Annotated in this window: 24 protein-coding genes; 14 read left to right on the forward strand and 10 right to left on the reverse strand. The window is 60.1% G+C overall.

Translation table 11 applies throughout. The features are described from left to right. The first annotated feature begins 250 nt into the window (after positions 1–250). The 6 genes from ispF to rpoS all read left to right on the forward strand — a co-directional run bounded on the left by ispF (position 251) and on the right by rpoS (position 5,389). Positions 251–724, forward strand: a complete 474-nt coding sequence (gene ispF / locus AC07V9_RS10700) for a 2-C-methyl-D-erythritol 2,4-cyclodiphosphate synthase (protein WP_495015685.1) — start codon at positions 251–253, stop codon at positions 722–724. Beyond that, complete coding sequence (truD, locus tag AC07V9_RS10705) at positions 721–1,779, forward strand: tRNA pseudouridine(13) synthase TruD (RefSeq protein ID WP_495015686.1); 1,059 nt, start codon at positions 721–723, stop codon at positions 1,777–1,779. Before ispF ends, truD begins: the two co-directional genes overlap by 4 nt. Then, positions 1,767–2,516 (forward strand): 5'/3'-nucleotidase SurE, encoded by a 750-nt coding sequence (surE, locus tag AC07V9_RS10710; protein WP_495015687.1) that lies wholly within the window; start codon positions 1,767–1,769, stop codon positions 2,514–2,516. Before truD ends, surE begins: the two co-directional genes overlap by 13 nt. Next, a complete protein-coding gene (locus tag AC07V9_RS10715; RefSeq protein ID WP_495015688.1) occupies positions 2,516–3,193 on the forward strand; it encodes a protein-L-isoaspartate(D-aspartate) O-methyltransferase in 678 nt (225 codons plus the stop codon). Before surE ends, AC07V9_RS10715 begins: the two co-directional genes overlap by 1 nt. Positions 3,194–3,384: 191 nt before the next feature. Continuing rightward, entirely contained in the window at positions 3,385–4,281 is an 897-nt protein-coding gene (locus tag AC07V9_RS10720) for a peptidoglycan DD-metalloendopeptidase family protein (protein WP_495015689.1), read from the forward strand. A 103-nt stretch (positions 4,282–4,384) separates the two neighbouring features. Beyond that, positions 4,385–5,389: an RNA polymerase sigma factor RpoS gene (rpoS, locus tag AC07V9_RS10725; RefSeq protein ID WP_495015690.1), complete on the forward strand. Its 1,005-nt coding sequence runs from the start codon at positions 4,385–4,387 to the stop codon at positions 5,387–5,389. A gap of 573 nt (positions 5,390–5,962) precedes the next feature. On the opposite strand, the gene fdxA is transcribed toward rpoS, so the two are convergent. Then, positions 5,963–6,286, reverse strand: coding sequence for a ferredoxin FdxA (gene fdxA, locus AC07V9_RS10730; RefSeq protein ID WP_495015691.1), 324 nt, complete (start codon positions 6,284–6,286; stop codon positions 5,963–5,965). A 230-nt stretch (positions 6,287–6,516) separates the two neighbouring features. Continuing rightward, positions 6,517–9,084, reverse strand: coding sequence for a DNA mismatch repair protein MutS (gene mutS, locus AC07V9_RS10735; protein ID WP_495015793.1), 2,568 nt, complete (start codon positions 9,082–9,084; stop codon positions 6,517–6,519). A 538-nt stretch (positions 9,085–9,622) separates the two neighbouring features. Between mutS and AC07V9_RS10740 the strand changes: the two genes are divergently transcribed. The 3 genes from AC07V9_RS10740 (at position 9,623) to recX (ending at position 11,746) form a co-directional block, all read left to right on the forward strand. Then, entirely contained in the window at positions 9,623–10,105 is a 483-nt protein-coding gene (locus tag AC07V9_RS10740; RefSeq protein WP_495015692.1) for a CinA family protein, read from the forward strand. A gap of 103 nt (positions 10,106–10,208) precedes the next feature. Then, the gene (gene recA / locus AC07V9_RS10745; protein WP_495015693.1) at positions 10,209–11,270 is read left to right on the forward strand and encodes a recombinase RecA; all 1,062 of its coding nucleotides are present in this window, start codon (positions 10,209–10,211) and stop codon (positions 11,268–11,270) included. A gap of 8 nt (positions 11,271–11,278) precedes the next feature. Continuing rightward, positions 11,279–11,746: a recombination regulator RecX gene (gene recX, locus AC07V9_RS10750; protein ID WP_495015694.1), complete on the forward strand. Its 468-nt coding sequence runs from the start codon at positions 11,279–11,281 to the stop codon at positions 11,744–11,746. Between the two features lie 89 nt (positions 11,747–11,835). On the opposite strand, the gene AC07V9_RS10755 is transcribed toward recX, so the two are convergent. Beyond that, a complete protein-coding gene (locus AC07V9_RS10755; protein WP_495015695.1) occupies positions 11,836–12,948 on the reverse strand; it encodes an LOG family protein in 1,113 nt (370 codons plus the stop codon). 488 nt (positions 12,949–13,436) lie between these two features. Between AC07V9_RS10755 and AC07V9_RS10760 the strand changes: the two genes are divergently transcribed. Then, a complete protein-coding gene (locus AC07V9_RS10760) occupies positions 13,437–13,628 on the forward strand; it encodes a hypothetical protein (RefSeq protein WP_495015696.1) in 192 nt (63 codons plus the stop codon). Between the two features lie 9 nt (positions 13,629–13,637). On the opposite strand, the gene AC07V9_RS10765 is transcribed toward AC07V9_RS10760, so the two are convergent. After that, positions 13,638–14,069 (reverse strand): PA3611 family quorum-sensing-regulated virulence factor, encoded by a 432-nt coding sequence (locus tag AC07V9_RS10765; RefSeq protein WP_495015697.1) that lies wholly within the window; start codon positions 14,067–14,069, stop codon positions 13,638–13,640. 220 nt (positions 14,070–14,289) lie between these two features. Between AC07V9_RS10765 and AC07V9_RS10770 the strand changes: the two genes are divergently transcribed. Beyond that, a complete protein-coding gene (locus tag AC07V9_RS10770) occupies positions 14,290–15,000 on the forward strand; it encodes a tRNA-uridine aminocarboxypropyltransferase (RefSeq protein WP_495015698.1) in 711 nt (236 codons plus the stop codon). Here the strand turns inward: AC07V9_RS10770 and AC07V9_RS10775 are convergent. Then, positions 14,993–15,886 (reverse strand): DMT family transporter, encoded by an 894-nt coding sequence (locus AC07V9_RS10775; RefSeq protein WP_495015699.1) that lies wholly within the window; start codon positions 15,884–15,886, stop codon positions 14,993–14,995. The two genes, AC07V9_RS10770 and AC07V9_RS10775, sit on opposite strands and share 8 nt — an antisense overlap. 213 nt (positions 15,887–16,099) lie before the next feature. Between AC07V9_RS10775 and erdR the strand changes: the two genes are divergently transcribed. Together erdR and AC07V9_RS10785 are read left to right on the forward strand one after the other, a co-directional pair. Further along, a complete protein-coding gene (gene erdR / locus AC07V9_RS10780) occupies positions 16,100–16,750 on the forward strand; it encodes a response regulator transcription factor ErdR (protein ID WP_495015700.1) in 651 nt (216 codons plus the stop codon). Between the two features lie 104 nt (positions 16,751–16,854). Next, a complete protein-coding gene (locus AC07V9_RS10785; RefSeq protein ID WP_166593506.1) occupies positions 16,855–17,223 on the forward strand; it encodes a diacylglycerol kinase in 369 nt (122 codons plus the stop codon). Positions 17,224–17,229: 6 nt separating this feature from the next. Here the strand turns inward: AC07V9_RS10785 and AC07V9_RS10790 are convergent, their stop codons facing one another. Next, positions 17,230–18,156 (reverse strand): LysR family transcriptional regulator, encoded by a 927-nt coding sequence (locus tag AC07V9_RS10790; RefSeq protein WP_495015701.1) that lies wholly within the window; start codon positions 18,154–18,156, stop codon positions 17,230–17,232. A gap of 122 nt (positions 18,157–18,278) precedes the next feature. Here AC07V9_RS10790 and fpr point away from each other — a divergent pair, with 122 nt between their 5' ends. After that, positions 18,279–19,058 (forward strand): ferredoxin-NADP reductase, encoded by a 780-nt coding sequence (gene fpr, locus AC07V9_RS10795; protein WP_002554680.1) that lies wholly within the window; start codon positions 18,279–18,281, stop codon positions 19,056–19,058. Between the two features lie 225 nt (positions 19,059–19,283). Here the strand turns inward: fpr and AC07V9_RS10800 are convergent, their stop codons facing one another. From AC07V9_RS10800 to AC07V9_RS10815, 4 genes are all read right to left on the reverse strand, one after another. Next, positions 19,284–19,745 (reverse strand): hypothetical protein, encoded by a 462-nt coding sequence (locus tag AC07V9_RS10800; protein ID WP_495015702.1) that lies wholly within the window; start codon positions 19,743–19,745, stop codon positions 19,284–19,286. 6 nt (positions 19,746–19,751) lie between these two features. Further along, positions 19,752–20,978 carry a PAAR domain-containing protein gene (locus tag AC07V9_RS10805; protein ID WP_495015703.1) on the reverse strand — a complete coding sequence of 409 codons (1,227 nt, stop codon included), beginning with the start codon at positions 20,976–20,978 and terminating at the stop codon, positions 19,752–19,754. A gap of 153 nt (positions 20,979–21,131) precedes the next feature. Beyond that, the gene (gene tsaA, locus AC07V9_RS10810; protein WP_495015704.1) at positions 21,132–21,836 is read right to left on the reverse strand and encodes a tRNA (N6-threonylcarbamoyladenosine(37)-N6)-methyltransferase TrmO; all 705 of its coding nucleotides are present in this window, start codon (positions 21,834–21,836) and stop codon (positions 21,132–21,134) included. A gap of 16 nt (positions 21,837–21,852) precedes the next feature. Further along, the gene (locus AC07V9_RS10815; protein WP_495015705.1) at positions 21,853–22,314 is read right to left on the reverse strand and encodes a YehS family protein; all 462 of its coding nucleotides are present in this window, start codon (positions 22,312–22,314) and stop codon (positions 21,853–21,855) included. Positions 22,315–22,352 lie beyond the last annotated feature (38 nt).

The following is a 22,352-nucleotide window of genomic DNA, read 5'->3' on the forward strand; positions in this document are numbered from 1 at the left end:
CTCTGTGGGAGCGAATCGATTCGCTCCCACAGGTCGTGGGCACCGCACGCAGCTCCACACTGTGGGAGCGAATTCATTCGCGATTGGGTCGTACGTCCGACAGATATCCAGCGGGCGTACGACAGTGTTGCGAACAAATTCATTCCTGCAGACATGCAGTCTCTGACCAGCACTGTGTCAGGCAGTCGGACGCCCTAATGTCCGACAAAGCAGGTAGAATCACGCCCTGACTTTTTCAGGGCGTTTTTTTATGCGTATTGGCCACGGCTATGATGTGCACCGTTTCGCTGAGGGCGATTTCATTACCTTGGGCGGGGTGCGGATCGCGCACACATCCGGTTTGCTCGCACATTCCGATGGCGATGTGCTGTTGCACGCGCTGAGCGATGCCTTGCTGGGCGCCGCTGCGCTGGGCGACATCGGCAAGCATTTCCCCGATACCGATCCACAATTCAAGGGTGCCGACAGCCGCGCCCTTCTGCGCCATGTGCTCAAGCAAGTGCAAGCCAAGGGCTGGAAGGTCGGCAACGTCGACGCCACCATCGTCGCCCAGGCACCAAAAATGGCACCCCACATCGACGCCATGCGTGTGCTGATGGCTGAAGACCTGCAGGTCGAACTCGACCAGGTCAACGTCAAGGCCACCACTACCGAAAAGCTGGGTTTCACCGGCCGAGAAGAGGGCATCGCGGTTCACGCCGTCGCACTGTTGATCACCGCATGACCGAATTCGAATTATTGGGCCCACGGGCCTATGGCGACGCGCTGGGTACCGCCGTGCTCAAAGCCACCGCTGAAGACTTTCAGGTGGATGAAGTGCTGGACATCCCTTTGTCTGGCGATGGCGAGCACCTGTGGCTCTGGGTCGAGAAACGCGGCCTGAATACCGAAGAGGCCGCCCGGCGACTGGCCAAGGCCGCTGGCGTGCCGCTGCGCACGGTTGCCTATGCGGGTCTGAAGGACCGTCAGGCGCTCACCCGTCAGTGGTTCAGCATTCAATTGCCCGGCAAAGCCGACCCCGACCTGTCGGCGGCTGAAAACGACACCCTGAAGATCCTCGACAGCAAGCGGCACAAACGTAAACTGCAGCGCGGCGCCCATGCGGCCAACGGCTTCACCTTGCGTTTGACGCAATTGCAGGCGGATCAAGCCGCTCTCGATGCGCGGCTTGAGTTGATCAAGCAACACGGCATTCCCAATTATTTCGGCGCCCAGCGCTTTGGCTTTGAGGGCGGCAACGTCGGCGAAGCACGCCACTACGCCGAGCGGCAGGCTCTGCCCGAGCAGCGCAGTGTGCGTTCGCGGCTGCTTTCCACGGCACGCAGCTATCTGTTCAACCAAGTGCTGGCGGCAAGGGTGGCCGATGGCAGCTGGCAGCGCGCACAAGTGGGCGATCTGCTGGCCTTCACTGACAGCCGCAGCTTCTTCCCGGCAGGTGAGGCCGAATGCAGCGATCCGCGTCTGGCGATCCTCGATCTGCACCCGACAGGCCCCCAGTGGGGCGAAGGCGATTCTCCCGCCGCCGGAGCGACCGCCGAGCTTGAAAACAGCATCGCCCAGCGTGAGGCGTCGCTCTGTAACTGGTTGATAAAGGCGGGAATGGAACACGAACGTCGCATCCTGCGACTGCCCATCGGGCGGTTGACGTGGCATTATCCCGAGCCTGACATTCTGCAACTGGAATTCGTCCTGCCGGCCGGATGCTTCGCCACCGCATTGGTGCGTGAACTTATCGATCTGGCGCCCGCGGGACAGACGGACAGCTCATGCGTATTCTGATTTCAAATGACGATGGGGTCTCGGCACCCGGACTTGCTGCGCTCCACGGAGCGCTGGCGGGCTATGCCGAGTGCGCGGTCATTGCCCCCGATCAAGACAAGAGTGGGGCCAGCAGTTCGCTGACCCTCGATCGGCCCCTGCATCCCCAACGGCTGGACAACGGCTTCATCAGCCTCAACGGCACGCCGACCGATTGCGTGCATTTGGGCATCCATGGCCTGCTGGAACACGAGCCGGACATGGTTGTTTCAGGCATCAACCTGGGCGCCAATCTGGGCGATGACGTGCTGTATTCCGGCACCGTGGCCGCCGCCCTTGAAGGGCGCTTTCTGCAACGTCCGTCGTTTGCCTTTTCATTTCTGTCGCGTCAGGTCGATAACCTGGCAACTGCCGCGCATTATGCGCGGCTTCTGGTCGAAGCCCATGAACAGCTCGACCTTCCACCGCGTACCGTATTGAACGTGAACATTCCGAACCTGCCCCTTGAACATGTTCGTGGCATCCAGCTCACCCGCCTCGGCCACCGCACTCGTGCCGCGGCGCCTGTGCGCGTCGTCGACCCGCGCGGGCGGGCCGGCTACTGGATCGCCGCCGCCGGTGACGCCGAAGATGGCGGCCCGGGCACGGATTTCCACGCCGTGATGCAGGGGTACGTGTCGATTACACCGTTGCAGCTGGATCGAACCTATCAGGACGGTTTCAACAGCCTGAACGCATGGCTGGAGGGAATGGCCTGATGTCGCGTGAACAAGATGATCTGTTGCGACGTGGCGTGGGATTTACCTCCCAGCGTACGCGCGAGCGGTTGATCCAGCGCTTGTATGAAGAAGGCATCACCAGCACGCAGGTGCTCGATGTCATTCGCAAGACGCCGCGTCACCTGTTCGTCGATGAAGCGCTAGCACACCGCGCCTACGAAGACACCGCCTTGCCGATAGGCAACAACCAGACCATTTCCCAGCCGTACATGGTCGCGCGCATGAGCGAGCTGCTGCTGGCGGCGGGGCCGCTGGACAAGGTACTGGAGATCGGCACCGGTTCCGGCTATCAAACGGCGGTGCTGGCCCAATTGGTCGAGCGGGTGTTTTCCGTCGAGCGCATCAAGGTGCTGCAGGACCGCGCCAAGGAGCGTCTGCTCGAACTGAATCTGCGTAACATGGTGTTTCGCTGGGGAGACGGCTGGGAAGGCTGGCCGGCACTGGCACCCTATAACGGCATCATCGTCACTGCGGTCGCCACCGACGTTCCGCAGGCGCTGCTGGATCAGCTGGCGCCTGGCGGGCGTCTGGTGATTCCGGTGGGGGCTGGCGAGGTGCAGCAACTGATGCTGATCATTCGCGAAGAGCACGGGTTCTCCCGGCATGTGCTCGGGGCGGTGCGCTTCGTGCCGTTGCTCAACGGTCCGCTGGCGTAAGCACTGTTTTGCAGCGGCACTGAATTCCGCGTAGCGCCGCCTGTCTACAGGCTGGCGATTTGCGATGAGCGTTTGATCCGCCCGCTGCACGTCGCTGTGAAGTTTTTCGTAACCAGTTTTTCTATGGCTGCCGGTCATCATCAAGACACAATTGGCAGCTTCAATTCAGTCACCGGTAAAGGGAGTGGCGGGTGAGTCTCACAGTCATTCGGCAGCGTACGTCTTTAACAAGTTTTCCACGTCTGGTGATTGGCATTGCCCTGAGTGTCCTTCTGGTCGGCTGTTCCAGCGCGCCTTCGGGCGGTGTCCGTGTTGTCGATCGCAATACGGGTAAACCGGCCGCCCCTGTCCGCCAGCCCGTGACGACCGGCCAATATATCGTCAAGCGCAGCGACACCCTGTTCTCCATCGCCTTTCGCTATGGCTGGGACTGGAAAGCGCTAGCCGCGCGCAACAACATTCCCGAGCCCTACACCATCCACGTCGGTCAGGCGATCCGTTTCGACGGGCGTTCGAGTTCGGCTCCTACCGTCGCTGCCGCTGCGCCGGTAGCGGTTGCACCGGCAACATCGGGTAATAACAGTTCGCCTTCGGGTTCAATCAAGACCACCGTTATTACACGTCCTGTTGGCTCAACTTCAGGTAGTGCCGTAGCCCCTGCAACTACACCGGTGACCACGCCGGTTAATACCCCCGTCGTTGCTGGAGCCCGTTCTCCAAGCGGCTGGGCATGGCCGACAAGTGGTGTTTTGATCAGTAAATTTTCTTCAAACGGTAGTTTGAATAAAGGAATTGATATCGCCGGTGATTTGGGACAGCCTGTTTTGGCCGCGTCTGATGGTTCGGTTGTTTACGCCGGGAGTGGATTACGGGGCTACGGCGAATTGGTAATCATCAAACACAGCGATACCTACGTCAGTGCGTACGGTCATAACCGTAGGCTGTTGGTACGGGAGGGGCAACAGGTCAAGGCAGGGCAGGCAATTGCCGAGATGGGATCCACGGGTACTGACCGGGTGAAACTGCATTTTGAGATTCGCCGTCAGGGTAAACCGGTAGATCCACTGGAATTCTTGCCACGTCGTTGATCGGTTACCAGCCTGTCCTGTCGTAGAGGGGACAGGCTCAAGTGATGCCAGGGAAAAGGGCGCCACTGGGGCTTGAGGTCGAACTCATCAAAGGACTATAACAATGGCTCTCAATAGAGAAGTGCCGGAGTTTGACATAGACGACGAAGTCCTCCTTATGGAGCACGGGATCGTCTTGGATTCTGCAACGGATGAGAAGCCAGCTACACCTTCTGTTCGTGCGAAGACCAAAAACTCCACAGCACTCAAGCAGCACAAGTACATCGACTACACGCGGGCACTGGATGCCACGCAGCTGTATCTCAACGAAATCGGTTTCTCCCCCCTGCTGTCTCCGGAAGAAGAGGTCCATTTTGCGCGCTTGTCGCAAAAGGGCGATCCGGCGGGCCGCAAACGCATGATTGAAAGCAATCTGCGCCTGGTGGTTAAGATCGCCAGACGCTACGTCAATCGTGGCCTGTCATTGCTGGACCTCATCGAAGAGGGCAATCTGGGCCTGATTCGGGCGGTCGAAAAATTCGATCCGGAACGCGGTTTCCGGTTCTCCACGTACGCGACCTGGTGGATCCGTCAGACCATCGAGCGCGCCATCATGAATCAGACGCGGACCATCCGTCTGCCGATTCACGTGGTCAAGGAGCTGAACGTCTACCTGCGCGCCGCGCGGGAGCTGACCCAGAAGCTCGATCACGAACCGTCCCCTGAAGAGATCGCCAATCTGCTTGAAAAACCCGTCGGCGAGGTCAAGCGCATGCTGGGCCTGAACGAGCGGGTCTCGTCGGTGGATGTTTCGCTGGGGCCTGACTCCGATAAAACCCTGCTCGATACGCTCACCGATGATCGTCCAACCGATCCGTGTGAGCTGCTGCAGGACGACGACCTGTCCCAGAGCATCGATCAATGGCTGTCCGAACTGACCGATAAGCAACGCGAAGTGGTGGTACGTCGCTTCGGCCTGCGCGGGCATGAGAGCAGCACCCTGGAGGATGTGGGCCTGGAAATCGGTCTGACCCGCGAGCGCGTGCGGCAGATCCAGGTCGAGGGCTTGAAGCGTCTGCGGGAAATTCTTGAAAAGAATGGTCTGTCCAGTGAGTCGTTGTTTCAGTAATACCATATCGTCTCGCCATAATTGATGGCGTGTTGATATTAATAAGAGCCCCGATTTCCGGGGCTTTTTTATTGTGACGGTTTAAGGTCGTTCACGTGAATAAACGATTAAGTCACGTGAGTATGTCGGTTTTAATGTATTTCCCAGTCGTAAGGATGTCTAACTTTAGCTGTAAGCCAATTCTTACGCGTGCTGTCAGTCAATGCACTTTTTCTTGAAGGTCATGGACTGTTTGAATGCGTGAAAATGTTTATGCCAATGATTCCATTGATGTTTATTCTTCTTCGGCTTAGAGGCTTTGTAGTGTTTTGAAAAGTGCGAGGTGTTGCCCTGATCCGGGAAATCATTAATATCAGAACTGTGCCGACGGATTGGCACAGGCGGTCAAGGAAGACTGCTCAGGGACATCGCAGGACGCGATTCATCAGGATGATGACAAAGGAATAAAGGGATTACGGAAAAAATGTGGGCGGGTCAAACCGCCCCTTTTTTTGCCCGCGAAAAAGTGAGCGGCTTGCGGTGTCCGCAAATGCAAAAAGGCCCCTCGGGGCCTTTTTCGTATCGCCGCGCAGCTTAGCGCTCCAGGTCAGCGATCTTGCCAGTCTTACCATCCCACTCTTCAGCATCCGGCAGCGCGTCTTTGCGCTCGGTGATGTTGGGCCAGATGTCGGCCAGCTCAGCGTTCAGCTCGATGAAATTCTCCATGCCGGCTGGAATCTCGTCTTCCGAAAAGATCGCCTGGGCAGGGCATTCAGGCTCGCACAGAGCGCAGTCGATGCACTCATCCGGGTGAATCACCAGGAAGTTCGGGCCTTCGTAAAAGCAGTCCACCGGACAGACTTCTACGCAGTCGGTGTACTTGCACTTGATGCAGTTGTCGGTGACGACGAAGGTCATTTCTAATTCTCTCCTCAGGCGGCGGCAGCAGAGCCCCTCACGTCAGGGTTGCTCGGTCGGGAACGTTCCCGGGCCATTCAGACACTGCCAGCGCAGCCCCATGCCGACAGGGCATGTGGGCGTGGCTTTGGTTCGGCGGTGTTCGAACGCGGCTCGGATGTCGTACGGCAGGGCTTAGGCCTTACCGTTCCCAAACCGCGCGGGATTCTAACAGCTTGTTACCAATACCGTTAGATCCGGTTTTGCAGTCCATATAACCATTCGATAGCTTGGCGCGGTGTCATGTCGTCGATTTTCAGCTTCGACAACTCCTCCAGCACCGGGTGCGGCAGCGTTGCGAACATGTCGGCCTGCTGCGGTGCGGGGGCCTTGCCAGGTTTCGGCTTGGGCTGCTCGTGGGGCAGGCTGGTGGTTTCCAGTCGCTGCAAGTGCTCCTTGGCGCGAGCGATCACATTGCCTGGAACCCCCGCCAGCTGGGCTACGGCCAAACCATAGCTCTGACTGGCAGGCCCCGGCAGCACGCGGTGCAGGAACACGATGCGCTCGTTGTGCTCGGTCGCATTCAGGTGCACGTTTGCCACCAGCGGCTCGCTTTCTGGCAGCACGGTCAGCTCGAAGTAGTGAGTGGCGAATAGGGTATATGCGCGCAGTTGGGCGAGACATTCTGCCGCAGCCCAGGCCAGGGAAAGACCGTCGAAGGTGCTCGTTCCGCGCCCGACTTCGTCCATCAGCACCAGACTCTTGTCCGTGGCGTTGTGCAGGATGTTCGCGGTTTCGCTCATTTCCACCATGAACGTCGAGCGGCCTCCGGCCAAGTCGTCGCTTGAACCGATGCGGGTGAAGATGCGGTCCACCAACGAAAGCTCGCAGCTCGCGGCCGGCACGAAGCTGCCAATATGCGCCAATAGCACGATCAAGGCGGTCTGACGCATGTAGGTGGATTTACCGCCCATGTTAGGACCGGTGATCACCAGCATGCGGGTGTTGTCGTTCAGATCCAGATCGTTGGCCACGAACGGCGATGTCAGCACCTGCTCGACCACCGGATGACGACCTTGCTCGATGCGCATGCACGGCTCGTCGGTGAAGCGCGGACGGTTCAGGTCCAGATTCAGCGCGCGCTCGGCCAGGTTGCTCAGCACGTCCAGTTCAGCGAGCGCGGCAGCGGTGTCCTGCAGCGGCGCCAGATGACCGATGAGGTCTTCCAGCAACGCTTCGTAAAGCATTTTTTCCCGTGCCAGCGCGCGGCTCTTGGCCGACAGGGCTTTGTCCTCGAACGCCTTGAGTTCGGGCGTGATGAAGCGCTCGGCGCCCTTGAGCGTCTGGCGACGAATGTAATCGGCGGGCGCCTGCTCGGCCTGTTTGCTCGGCAGTTCGATGAAGTAACCGTGAACGCGGTTGTAGCCGACCTTCAGGTTAGCAAGGCCAGTGCGGGCCTTCTCTCGGGTTTCGAGATCGATCAGGAACTGACCAGCGTTCTCGCTCAGCGACAACAACTCGTCCAGTTCGCCGTCGTAGCCGGTTTTCAGTACGCCGCCGTCGCGTATCACCGCTGGCGGGTTGTCGATAATGGCCCGTTGCAGCAGGTCAGCCAGTTCGGGGTAGGTGCTGGTGGACTTGGCCAATTGCTGAATATGCGGGGCTTCCAGCTCGGTCAGGGCCAGTTGCAGCTCCGGCAACGCGCCGAGAGCGTCACGCAGTCGCGCCAGGTCCCGGGGACGGGCGTTGCGCAGGCCAATACGCGCGAGAATCCTCTCCAGATCCCCGATTTCCTTGAGCTGCGGTTGCAGGTTTTCGAAACGATAGCGTTCAAGGAAGCAACCGATCGACTCCTGACGGGCTTGCAGCACGTTCAGGTCGCGCAATGGCCGGTTCAGCCAGCGGGTCAGCAGGCGCGTGGCCATGGCGGTCTGGCAGCGGTCCATGACCGATTGCAGGGTGTTGTCGCGCCCGCCCGCCAGGTTGGTGTCCAGTTCCAGGTTGCGGCGGCTGGCGCCGTCGAGGATCACCGTGTCATCCATGCGCTCGTGACGCAAGCTGCGCAGGTGAGGCAGGGCGGTGCGCTGGGTTTCCTTGGCGTAGCCCAGCAGACAGCCGGCTGCGCCGATGGCCAGTGTCAGGGTTTCGCAGCCGAAGCCCTTAAGGTCCTGCGTTGCAAACTGTTGACACAAACTCTTGTGCGCCGAATCGCGCTCGAAATCCCACGGCGCACGACGGCGCGCGCCCCGGCGTTTTTCAGCAGGCAGGCCCTGTGGCCAGTCGTCCGGAATCAGCAGCTCAACCGGATTGATACGCTCAAGCTCAGCCAGAAGATTCTCCCAGCCCTTGATCTCCTGAACCGTGAAGTTGCCACTGGTGATGTCCAGCACGGCCAAGCCGAACAGGCGCTCATCGCCCAGCACGGCAGCTATCAGGTTGTCGCGGCGCTCATCCATCAACGCCTCGTCACTCACCGTGCCCGGCGTGATGATGCGCACCACCTGACGTTCAACCGGGCCTTTGCTGGTGGCCGGATCGCCGATCTGTTCGCAGATGACCACCGACTCGCCCAGCTTCACCAGCTTGGCCAGATAACCCTCGGCGGCATGATACGGGATGCCGCACATGGGGATGCTCTGGCCCGCCGACTGCCCACGGGCGGTCAGGGTGATATCCAGGAGTTTCGCGGCTTTTTTCGCGTCTTCGTAGAAGATCTCGTAGAAGTCGCCCATGCGATAGAACATCAACTGGTCCGGATGCTGATTCTTCAGTCTCCAGTACTGTTGCATCATGGGTGTGTGCGAAGAGAGGTCGGAAATTGCTTTATTCATCAGTTGTTTAGGCAAATCGTTGGGAGATTGGGGCAAATGGGGAGTGCCGCGTGGAACACCACCTACGTGGGCCGACGTCAGATCCGATTGCTTTTGCGATGGCGGCAAGGTTACCACGCGCGTTCGCAGGCCGCAGGATCGGCTTAATCGTCACTGCGCGTTTCCAGGTCTTCATAACGCGAGATGAGCTGGCTAGGCTGTTCGACGTCGCCGGCCGATTCGGTGCCGGCATTTGAAAAAAGGACTGCCATATGCGACGTAAACGCGGAAGGGATTCAGCCAACGGACGCTTCATCACGCTGGAAGAAGCACGCCAGCGTCCTCGAGAAACCATCGTTGAAACGGTGCGGCCTCCTTGCCCACGGGAAAAGCCAGCACCTGAAAAACAGCCGGAGTCCGTGCAGCAACAGGAGCCCGCATAGCCAACCCTCGCAGGCGCGGCAATGTTTGTGGCCGCGTCCTGTCTTGCGCATGAGCGGCGCTCGTGTAGCGTGTGCCCATCGCTCGAACCTTACGGAGATTTCCTGTGGACGACATCACTCAACTGGCTGCCGCCCTGGGCCAGCGCCTGCTCGATGTGCAGGCGCAGGTCAGCACCGCCGAGTCCTGCACCGGCGGTGGCATCGCTGAAGCCATCACGCGCATTCCCGGCAGTTCGGCCTGGTTCGAAGCCGGTTACGTCACCTACTCCAATCGCCAGAAAACCCAACAGCTGGATGTGCCCGAAGCGCTGTTCAGCCAAGTGGGCGCGGTGAGTCGGGAGGTGGTCGAGGCCATGGCCCGGGGCGCGCAGTCCCACAGCACGGCACTGTATTCCGTGGCGGTCAGCGGCGTCGCCGGGCCTGATGGCGGCTCGGCAGACAAGCCGGTAGGCACCGTATGGATCTGTTGGGGCGCGGCAGAGCGCCTGATTGCCGAGCGCTTTCAGTTCGCCGGAGACCGTGACGCCGTGCGCCGACAAACGGTGAAGGCTGCTCTAGAGGGGCTGATCCGGCTCATTCGCGGATAAATACCAAATCGGGGGTAGGCGCGCGCTCATCCCTGTGGAATAATACTGTCTACTTATACAGTTATATCGGCCGTCAGGCCTAACCGATTACGAGAGGACTTCAATGGACGACAACAAGAAGAAAGCCTTGGCTGCGGCCTTGGGTCAGATCGAGCGTCAGTTCGGCAAAGGCGCCGTCATGCGCATGGGCGACCATGACCGCCAGGCTATTCCTGCTATCTCCACCGGCTCTCTGGGTCTCGATATCGCGCTGGGTATCGGCGGCCTGCCAAAAGGCCGGATCGTTGAAATCTACGGTCCTGAGTCTTCCGGTAAAACCACCATGACCCTGTCGGTCATCGCCGAAGCTCAGAAGATGGGCGCCACTTGTGCGTTCGTCGACGCCGAGCACGCGCTCGACCCTGAGTACGCCGGCAAACTGGGCGTCAATGTTGATGACCTGCTGGTTTCGCAGCCGGACACCGGCGAGCAGGCTCTGGAAATCACCGACATGCTGGTGCGCTCCAATGCAATTGACGTCATCGTCGTCGACTCCGTGGCCGCGCTGGTACCCAAGGCTGAAATCGAAGGCGAAATGGGCGACATGCACGTCGGCCTGCAAGCTCGTCTGATGTCTCAGGCCCTTCGTAAAATCACCGGTAACATCAAGAACGCCAACTGCCTCGTCATCTTCATCAACCAGATCCGTATGAAGATCGGCGTCATGTTCGGCAGCCCGGAAACCACCACCGGTGGTAACGCGCTGAAGTTCTACGCATCGGTTCGTCTGGACATCCGCCGTACCGGCGCTGTTAAAGATGGCGATGAAGTGGTGGGTAGCGAAACCCGCGTCAAGGTCGTTAAGAACAAGGTCGCGCCTCCTTTCCGTCAGGCTGAATTCCAGATCCTGTACGGCAAGGGCATCTACCGCAACGGTGAGATCATCGACCTGGGCGTGCTGCACGGTCTGCTGGAAAAATCCGGCGCCTGGTACAGCTACCAAGGCAACAAGATCGGTCAGGGTAAAGCCAACTCGGCCAAGTTCCTGCAGGACAACCCGGAAATCGGCGCGACCCTGGAGAAGCAAATCCGCGAAAAACTGCTCACGGCTGCACCTGATGTCAAAGCTCAATCGTCTCGCGTTGCTGAAGATGACATCGCTGAAGTCCAAGACGCTGACATCTGATTACAGCCATGTCGGTAGAGCTTGATACGCCTGTCGCCGTACGGCGTACTGCAATGGACCTGCTCGCACGACGCGAGCATGGTCGAGTCGAGCTGACGCGTAAACTGCGTCAGCGCGGCGCCCCTCCTGAAATGATTGAAGCTGCTCTCGACCGCTTGACGGAAGAAGGGCTGCTGTCCGAATCCCGCTTTCTAGAAAGCTTCGTGTCCTACCGTGCCCGATCTGGCTACGGCCCTTTGCGTATTCGCGAAGAGCTAGGGCAGCGAGGCCTGCAACGTGCTGATATCGAACTAGCCCTGCGTGAGTGCGGCATTGATTGGCGGGAAAAGCTGGAAGAGTCCTGGCAACGCAAGTTTGGCGGGCAGTATCCCAAAGACGCACGCGAACGCGGTCAGCAGATGCGCTTTTTGAGTTATCGCGGCTATCCGCCCGAACTCATTGGCCGATTGCTGAGCGGCAAGGGCTTCGACGATTAAGCGTCAAACCCTGTAGCAGCACGGCTTGTCGGCGGGAGCGATTGAAATGACGCTGCCGCCTTTCGGTCGTGCTGCTCCATGTCTTGTTTTCAGGTCGCCTTTAACGGCTCGCGCCCACGCACCGGTTGAGCCTGTACCGGTTTCGCCCAGTTCTCGCTTTGGTTGATGTAGTCCACCAACGCACGCAGGCGCCCATGGGCTCGTCCGGTGAACTTGAACGCCAGCCGAGTGAGGTGGCTGAACTGCTCGTCGTCGTGCTCATCCTGATGGCCATACTGGTGGAAATCATCGCTCAAACGCATATCGGCAAACGCTTGCTGCATGTGGGTGAGGGCTTGCTCACTCAACGCATGGTGCATGCGAATCACGAAAGTGTTTTTCAGCCAGCGGCTTGAGTGGAAGTTGCTGTAGAACTGATTGATCTCCTCCACCGCCTCATCGGCGCTGTACACCAGTTTGAGCAGATTCATGTCGGTGGACAGAATGTAGTGATTGGCCTCCAGCTCGTCCCTGATGAAGTTCAGCGCGCGTTCCCAGAAGGTGCCGCCCGGCGCATCCAGCAGAACGATGGGCACCAGCGGGCTTTTGCCGGTCTGGATCAGGGTCAGCACTTCCAGTGCCTCATCCAGGGTGCCGAAACCGCCCGGGCAGAGCACCAGCGCATCGGCTTCCTTGACGAAGAACAGCTTGCGCGTGAAGAAAAAGTGGAAGGGCAGCAGATTGCCGGTGCCATCGACAGTGGCGTTGGCGTGTTGCTCGAAGGGCAGGGTGATGTTGAAGCCCAGGCTGTGATCCAGCCCTGCGCCTTCATGGGCCGCCGCCATGATGCCGCCACCGGCACCGGTGATCACCATCAGATCCGACGCTGCCAGTTTCATGCCCAGATCACGGGCCAGGGCATACACCGGGTGCTCGATCGGCGTGCGCGCGGAGCCGAACACCGTGACCTTGCGCCGGCCACGGAACTGTTCGAGCACTCGAAAGGCGTTGTCCAATTCGCGCAGGGCTTGCAGTACGATCTTGGCGTTCCAGCGGTTGCGGTCATCCTGAGCCATGCGCAAGACGGTCAGCATCATGTCGCGATAAAGAGGGAGGTTGGGGCTGTTTGGAGCGACGAGCGCGAGTTGCTCATCGACCTTGCTGGTGTCCATTCCATGGCTCTGGAAGTGGCGTGACAACACATCGTTGGGTACGTAAGGCATTCAGACTTTCTCCTTATGCAGAATCATCGATCCTGTACGCGGCGACAGGATCACGACGCTTCGTGCGTCGCTGCAAATCGCCCATGCCAGGCGATGTTCAGATACGGGATGACGACAGGGATGCGCCACACTGATTCTGCCTATGTCCTTGGTTGAAAAGAAAAAACATTGAGCGTAACGAGCGTGACAGGCAACCCCCTTTTTGCCTCGTGAGCGTGACGAAACGTAACGGTTGGAGAAACAGATGACTTGATGATGTGCCCGAACAGCCAGGCTGGCAACGACTGTTTGCCCAACGCGGTGAATGTTTTTTCTCCGCCCGTCGGTCAACGCTACAGGCTTTGCGGCCTCTGATTTACTGAAGGATGTGGCAAGGTGCCGTTACAGCCTGGATAGTGTCGTCGCCCAGTGCATTGCACATGCGTCGACCGGAGTCGTCGAGGTTTGCCCAGACCCAGGCGGGTGTGGACGACCCATGGAGGGATGAAATGGAAATCATCAGACTGGAAATCGATCAGGAACTGTTTCGCTCGCTTACGGAAGCGGCGCGCAGTCGCCATTCGACGTTGGAGCAAGAGTGTTTGCGGCGTCTGAGCCAGAACGGAAGACGCTCTTACTACCTTCAGGCGCTGGTGGCCGAGTTGCGCGCCGAAGACCAGCAACGGCGCGCAGCGTCCTGAACGAAAGGTTTACTTCTTCTTGGCCGGTGCCTGCGGTTTGGCCGCGCAGTCGGCTGCGGTGATCTGCTGCGTGGTGATCGGGCGATTGGTTTTGTATTCCTTGAATTCGTAACGCAGGATCGCGCCTTTGGCCATCAACTGACGAAAGCCCGGGTTACGGCACACGCTGGTGCCCAACTGACGCCCCATCACTTCCGGGTTCTCGCGCATCTGCTGGGCCTGGCCAGCCTGTACGCTGAGGTGGTCGGTCAGCACGCGACCATCGACGGTATAGCCTTCGTCGAGGATGTCTTCACTGATTGCATTCGGCTTGCCGACGTTGCTTTTCGCCGCGACTTGTTCCAGCTCTTTGTTCAGTTCGTAATCCTGTTTGGACGCGGCATTGGCGCACAGCGGAGCGATGAGCAAAAGCGTGAGGGCGGGGGCGATGAGGCGCAGCATTGGATTCTCCTGGGGCAGTGAACGTCGTTGGACCGGTGCGGTGGGCGGGCGTTCACTGGTGACTGGGGACTTTCGAGGCCGAGCAGTATAGGGGAGTCGCCTCGACGGACACCAGAGACCGGCTGCCTCTGGTAGACTGCGCCGCCTTTTTTCATTGCCGGATGTCTGTCTTGTCGCTGTCCTTATGCTGCCCCGGCCCGTTGCCGGAGTGCCTGGCTCCATGAGCCACGCTGTTTCCCGTCTGCGCGCCGAACGCTTGGCCCGCAGCACCACGCCCTTCGTCGCCCGAGGTGCCCGCGCGCCACGTTGCCCTGAATGTCGGGTGATCGAGAGCTACTGCCTGTGCGCATGGAAACCGACCGTTGCGGCCAACTCGGCAGTCTGTCTGCTGATGTACGACACCGAGCCGCTCAAGCCCACCAACACCGGCTGGCTGATCGCCGACGTGATCACGGACACTGCCGCCTTCAGCTGGTCGCGAACCGAGATCGACGAACAGCTCCTCGCCTTGCTCAGCGACCCCCAGTGGCAGCCTTACATCGTCTTTCCGGGCGAGTTCGTTGCGCCGGAGCGGGTCGTAACCGAGGTCAAGGTGGAAATCGGCAAGCGTCCGCTGTTCATCCTGCTCGACGCCACGTGGCCGGAAGCCCGCAAAATGTTTCGCAAGAGCCCGTATCTGGATCGCTTTCCGGTGCTGAGTCTTGAGCCGGAGCAGATGTCACGTTATCGCCTGCGCCGTTCCAAGCGCGACGATCATTTCTGCACTGCCGAGGTGGCGGCGTTGTGCCTTGAGTTGGCGGGGGACCAGCAGGCCGCGAGCGTGCTGGATGCGTATCTGGATGTGTTCAGCGCCCATTATCTGGGCGCCAAGTTCCTGCGGCCTGTTGATCCGGACGACGCGCCGCACAGCTACCTGAAGGCCTTTATATAGAAGAAGCTTCTGGCTTGCGCGGCCACAGCTGCGCCAATAGCATGCCCGCCAGCATCAACGCGCAGCCCACATAGCCGCGCATCTGCAACGCCTCACCCAGTAGCCACGCGCCAGCGATCGCGGCAAACACCGCTTCGAGCGACAGAATGATCGCGGCGTGGGAGGCGATGGCGTTTTTCTGCGCGATGACCTGCAAGGTGTAGCCGATCGCCACGGCCACCACGCCGCCATACAAGAGGGCTGGGGCTGCAGCGACAATCGAGGCCCAGACGATCGGTTCGAACACCAGCGCCAGAATCAGGCTCACCACCGAGCAGGTCACGAATTGCAGAAACGCCAGGCGAATCGGGTCGTGGCGGCTGGCGAAAACCCCTACCAGAATCACATGCCCACCCCACACGAAGGCGCCGATCAGTTGCAGCCAGTCGCCGGACGCGACGTGAAAATTGTCGCCCACGCTCAGCAGGAACATTCCCAGCACCGCCAGCAGGCAGCCCAGCCAGGTGCCCATGCCGGTCTTGTGGCCGAGGAACAGGCCCAGAAGCGGAACTACAATCACATACAGCCCTGTGATGAACCCTGAGTGGGTGACGCTGGTGAACAGCAGCCCGACTTGCTGCAGGTTGATGCCCAGTGCCAGCGCGATACCCATGACGATGCCGCCCTGCAGCAGGCCGCGGGTCAGCAAGGATTCGGGTTGCGGCCCGCTGGCCGGGCGGCGCAGCACCAGCGGCAGCAAGCAGATTGAACCCAGCGCGAAGCGCAGTCCGGTATACAGGTAGGGGCCGATGTGGTCCATGCCAGCGGTTTGTGCGACGAATCCACTGCCCCAGATCATGGCGGTGAGGAGCATGAGCAGGTCCGCTCGCAGCGCGTGTTTTTGCATGATGGCACTTATCAGAATCAGGGCCGCGAACTGTGCCGCAAAGCGCCAAACTTGACCACCCCGGCTTCGCTGGGCATCCTTGGCGCCGCACGCGCGATCGAACGCCGCGCGGTGTCTGTTTTGACGCGGATGCGCCGTGTTTACAGACCGGCATCAGCAGATGCCACCGTGAGGCTGAATCCGTCGGCGCTCACTCCTAAACAGGATCATGAAATGACCTACGAAATCCTGATCGCCGATGACCATCCCCTGTTTCGCGGTGCCTTGCGCCAGGCGTTGAGCCTGGGCCTTGGTCCCGATGCACAACTGGCCGAAGCCGAAAGCATCGCCGATCTGGAAAAGCGTCTGACCGAGAAGGCCGATTGGGATCTGGTTCTGCTGGACCTGAACATGCCGGGGGCGTACGGTTTTTCCGGGTTGGTCCTGTTGCGCGGTCAGTACCCGCAGGTGCCGGTGGTCATGGTCTCGGCGCAGGAAGAGGCGGCGGTCGTGGTCAAGTCGCGGGAATTCGGTGCCAGCGGTTTCATTCCCAAGTCCAGTTCGCTGGAGACCATCCAGCAAGCCGTGCGTACGGTGCTCGATGGCGATGTCTGGTGGCCGCCGCAGGTCAACGAAAGCGTCAGTGTTTCGCCTGAGGCCAAGGCTGCCAGCGAAGGCCTGGCCAGCCTGACCCCCCAGCAGTTCCGCGTGCTGACCATGGTCTGCGAAGGCTTGCTCAACAAGCAGATCGCCTACGAACTCAGCGTCTCGGAGGCGACCATCAAGGCCCACGTGACAGCGATCTTCCGCAAGCTGAACGTACGCACCCGCACCCAGGCTGCGTTGCTGTTGCAACAAATGGAATCGATTTCGCCGGCTCAATAGCTCGGTTTCGGCGTATCAGCCAAGCGCTCAGCGGCGTTTCTTCACACTTTTTTGACCGCCGCTGCACTAGCCTCCAACGTCTTCATTTATCAGTAGTTTCCCTTATGACGTCGCCCTTCAAAGGCCAAACCGGTCTCAAACGTATCCTTAATGCATCCGGCTATTCCCTCGACGGCCTGACCGCAGCCTTCAAGGGCGAAGCGGCTTTTCGTCAGTTGGTTTTGCTCAACGTCATCCTGATCCCGCTGTCGTTCGTGTTCCACGTCAGCCGTGGCGAGCGGGCGATTCTCATTGCGGTCTGCCTGTTGGCGCTGATCGTCGAGTTGCTGAACTCCGCCATCGAGGCGGCCATCGACCGAATTTCCCTGGATCGCCATCCGCTGTCGAAAAACGCCAAGGACATGGGCAGCGCTGCTCAGTTCGTGGCGTTGAGCATGATTGCGGTGGTCTGGGCGTTGATTCTGCTGGGCTGATCGGCCTCAAGCGATACTGGGCAGCACGATCTCGTCGCTGCGCCGCACGCCTGCGGTCAGCGAGCGGCACAGGTCGAGAAACTCGCGGATGGCGTTGGTCTGGTATTTCTGCTTGTGCCAGATGAAGTAGAACTGCCGCACCAGATCCAGTTCGGGGGTTTCCACGGCCACCAGGCTCCCTCGGCGAAAGGCGTCGCGCAGCGCCAGCCGGGAAATACAGCCAATCCCCAGCCCTGATTCAACGGCGCGCTTGATGGCCTCGGTGTGCTCAAGCTCCAGACGCACGTTGAGATTGTTGAGGTGATGACGCATGGCCTGATCGAAGGTCAGCCGCGTGCCCGAGCCCTGTTCGCGAAGAATCCACGCCTCATGGGTCAACTCCTCCAGCGTCGCCTGGCCGCGCTTGGCGAGCGGATGTTGCGGCGCGCAGAACACCACCAGTTCGTCTTCGACCCAGGTTTGCACTTCGATGTCCGGGTGGCTGCAGTCGCCCTCGATCAGCCCCAGGTCAATCTCATAATGAGCGACCTGCTGCACGATGTTGGCGGTGTTTTGCACATGCAGCTTTACCTGGCTTTCCGGATGACGCTGCATGAAATTGCCGATCAGCAGGGTCGCCAGGTAGTTACCGATGGTCAGCGTGGCGCCCACCGCCAGCGAGCCGAAGCCGGATTTACCGTTGAGCAGGTCTTCGATTTCCTTGGCCTGGTCGAGCAGGGCAACCGCCTGGGGCAATAATTGCCGGCCTGTGGCGTTGAGGCTCAGGCGTTTGCCCGCCCGATCGAACAGCTGGCAACTCGATTGGCGCTCAAGTTCGGTGATGGAGGTACTGGCCGCAGATTGCGACAAAGACAACTGCACGGCAGCGCGGGAAACGCTTTCCTGCTGGGCCACGGCGACAAAGACTTGCAGCTGACGGAGAGTGAATCGCATATCTATATAACCGATAACCCATATCTTGATAATCCAGTTAACAGATATTGTGTCTGCCACTAGAATATCGCGCAATGGCGCTTTCAATGGCGCGCGCAAATTTTCAGGAGTTCCCACGTACCATGAGCAACATGAATCACGAGCGTGTCCTCAGCGTTCATCACTGGAACGACACCCTCTTCAGTTTCAAGTGCACCCGTGATCCAGGTCTGCGCTTCGAGAACGGTCAGTTCGTCATGATCGGTCTGCAGCAGCCAAACGGGCGCCCGCTCATGCGTGCCTACTCCATTGCCAGCCCGAACTGGGAAGAGCATCTGGAATTCTTCAGCATCAAGGTGCCGGACGGCCCGCTGACCTCTCAGCTGCAACACCTCAAGGAAGGTGACGAAATCATCATCAGCAAGAAGCCTACGGGCACGCTGGTGCTGGACGATTTGAAGCCTGGCAAACACCTGTATCTGCTGAGCACCGGCACGGGCCTGGCGCCGTTCATGAGCGTCATTCAGGACCCTGAAACCTACGAGCGTTTCGAGAAGGTGATCCTGTGCCACGGCGTGCGTTACGTGAACGAAGTCGCCTACCGCGAGTTCATCACCGAACACTTGCCGCAAAATGAATTCTTCGGCGAAGCGCTGCGCGACAAGCTGATCTACTACCCGACCGTCACCCGCGAGCCGTTCGAAAACGAAGGCCGCCTGACCGACCTGATGCGCAGCGGCAAGCTGTTCAGCGACATCGGTCTGCCACCGATCAACCCACAGGACGACCGCGCCATGCTGTGCGGCAGCCCGAGCATGCTCGACGAAACCAGCGAAGTGCTCAACAGCTTCGGCCTGACCGTTTCGCCACGCATGCGCGAGCCGGGTGACTACCTGATCGAGCGCGCGTTCGTCGAGAAGTAAGCCATTCAACCTGCTGCGCGCAGCAGGTTCCGGATCGGACCCAGTCGTGGATGAACCTCTCGCGCAGTCACTGTGCGGGCGGCTTCATCCGCGAATAAGTCAGTACAGGCTCCAGTGATTTGGGGTCTGAAAAAAACCGCCTGGAGGTCACGGACCAGGCGGTTTTTTTGTTTCCGGGCGACGCGCAGATACGGTCAGCCCACGCATCCGGCTGATGTACGGGGCTCAGCGTGAAGGGATGACCGCAAGTACAGCGCCGCTCGCCGCGTCGATGTCCACACGGTACATCGCCTGGTCGCGCCGGCGACTGAACATGCAGGTGAAGACGCTGGGTGAAGTGTGGGGGAAATGCTCGAACCAGCTGTAGATACCCGACTCAAGCTGGCCGTTGATCACAAGTTGATCGGGAATCTGCACCTGTTGCTGACGATCGCCGGAAAGTACGTAGAGGGTGGCCTCCACGCCTGCTTCATCCTTGTTCCACAGCAGGGCAAGGTGTTGCCGATCTGGCACGATGATCGCCAGCAAGCCAAATCGATTGGCAACGTTCAGCTTTTGCCCCTGCCACTGCCAGCGCGCATCGATCACCCGGCAAGGGGACCAGCCCAAGGCGATCATGCGGTCCACGGTCATGCTTTCGTCGATGACTTTGCCGTCTTCTCGGATGAGCTCGAAATCGGTTATCACAGTCTGTTACTCCAAAGGCAGCACACCGGGGGCGCCGACCACTTTCAGGTTTTTGCCGTCAATGAATTGCACCTGCCGGACCCCGCCGTTGTAGTTGCCCAGCGGGCCGGTGATGCCACTGTATATTTTTTGCGGTGCTGTGGTTTCGACGGTGATCACATGGGACACGTCGGTCTTGAACTCGTCGAGAATAACGAGTTTATCCCGCGCATAGGCCTGGCTGGGAATCGGATCGGGCGTGGCGAAACCGCCGAACGCGGGTTTGCCCTGCATGATGGCTTCGGCTTGGCCCTTGGCTACGACCATCTGGAAACGCGTCCCTGCGGGCACCACCTCGGTATGAACCAGCGTTCCTTCCAGCCACGCGGGCAGGTTACCTTCGGCGACCATGATCTCGTTGACCTGGGCTGCCGTGCGTACTTCCAGCAGCTGCGACTGGCTGGCCAGCCGCGCCGCGTTGCGTTCGGCGCTGAGGCTGGCCATCTTCGGCCCGGCACCGAGCAGGGCCAGACCGGCCACGCCCTGCAACAGATCGCGGTACCCCGGCCCCAGCCGGTCGCCAAGCTGACCCAGCAGCTCCATGCCGCCATACATCGCAACGCCAATCGCCACACCGGTCAGCAGAGCCGCCGCTCCGGCCAGGGCGGCCAGCACCAAGGCGCCCGCCGCCGCCACCAACCCCAGCGCTTCCAGCCCCGTGTGCATCCAGCCTTCGATGTCCAGCACGAATGCCACCTGCAGCGTCGGGCCGCCGATGAAGGTGTCTTCGCTGCCGGATTTGATGTGTGCCCCGCAGGTCATCTTGCTGGTCAACCGCGCCGCCGGCTTGCCGTTGATGTAAACCGTTGCACTGCCTTCGGCGATGATGACCGGGAAGGGCCAGAGCGGGTGAGCGGCCGGAAAACCCGTGCACGACGTCGACACGTCTTCGCCCGCGCGCATGGCGTTGCGCAGGTTGACGAAGACGTTGGGACTGCCGCGTATGAGCGTTCCGGTGGTGGGCTCGGGCAAGTGGAAAATGGTCGATAGTCCTTTGACTACCTGAAACATCGACAGCCCACCCGCCGCGATGGAACCGGCCAGAATCACAGCGGCCAGGCCACCCGTCGCGGCGGTGGCCGCGATAACGGCGGCGCCGATGAGCGCACCGGCGACTGCGCCGGCAAGCATTGCAGCCACCCCGAATCCGTGGGCGATATCGTCGCCTAGCCGCGCTGCGGCCTGTGCATCCATGCTGTGACTCCGCCCCTCATGCGACAGTGCATCCGTCTGGGGCCACTGGTTTGGCGTAAGCGGCGGATTATCGAAGAATGGCAGGAACGGACGCAAGGCAAACCGCAGGCATCGGGTATTGGCGCGCCCGATCAGGGTAAATGAACACGGCGATCAGCTCGTTGCCGGGACCACTTCCAGCACCCTGATCTGCCCTGCCTGCGGGTAATGCCAGCGTACGTCGAGATCCCAGAACTGCGCGCCATAGCGCCGTTGCGGTGCAGGCTGCTGATAGGCCGGGCGCGGGTCCTGGGCCAGGCATTGCTCGATCAGCTCGACCAAGGGCTCGGCCAGGCGCAGGCTGTGTTCGCGTGCCTGTTGCAAAGCGTAGTCATCCCAGGACACGGGAATCAGCTCAGGCGCCGCAGCCGCCATGGTGTTGCGCGCGTCGCTGATGATGTCGGCGTACGGCACGTAGGGTTTGACGTCCAGCACGGGTGTGCCGTCCAGCAGGTCGATGCCGGACAGCCACAGCCGACCGTTTTCGACCTTCTCCAGCTTGACCACCGACTGGCCTATGCCGTTGGGGCGATGGGTCGCGCGGGTGGCGAACACGCCCATCGACTGATTGCCGCCCAGGCGAGGCGGACGCACCTTCAGGCGTGGCTTGTCTTCCAGCGCTTCATGGAACAGAAACAACAGCCAGACATGACTGACCTGCTCCAGCCCCTGCACCGCATCACCCTGATCGAAAGGCGCGACCAGCTCCAGCACGCCACGGGCTGCCGGGGCCAGTTGCGGCTGGCGGGGGATGGCGAATTTCTCCTTGAAGCAGGAGCGCACGAAACCAACGGGGGAAACGCTGTAGGACTGGCTCATCGAATGAACGACAGGCTCAACCACGAACGCGCAGGGTCAGGCCACGCAGGAAGTTGCGCAACAGCTGATCGCCGCACGGCCGATAGTTGTTATGACCCACCTTGCGGAACAGCGCGCTCAGCTCAGGCTTGGACACCGGGAAGTCAGAGGCCTTGAGGATCGCATGCATGTCCTCTTCCTTGAGTTCGAAGGCCACGCGCAGCTTCTTGAGCACGATGTTGTTGGTGATCGGCAGCTCGACCGGCAATTGCGGGCGGCTCTCGTCTTTGCCGCGCTTGAAGAACACCAGGCCGTCGAGGAAGTACGCCAGCACTTCGTCGCTGCACGGCTCGAAGCCTTCTTCTTCATCCTTTTTGGTGAAGGCGATGATTTGCGCCTTGCTGACGTCCAGACCGCCCAGCTTGACGATGTCTGCCACCTTGCCGTCGCTGATGTCGAGCATGTAGCGAATGCTGCGCAGTACGTCGTTGTTCATCATGATGCGTGTTCCTGATCAAATCGGGTGTGAGCGTGCGC

This window comes from Pseudomonas sp. GW821-FHT02A11, from assembly GCF_059421985.1.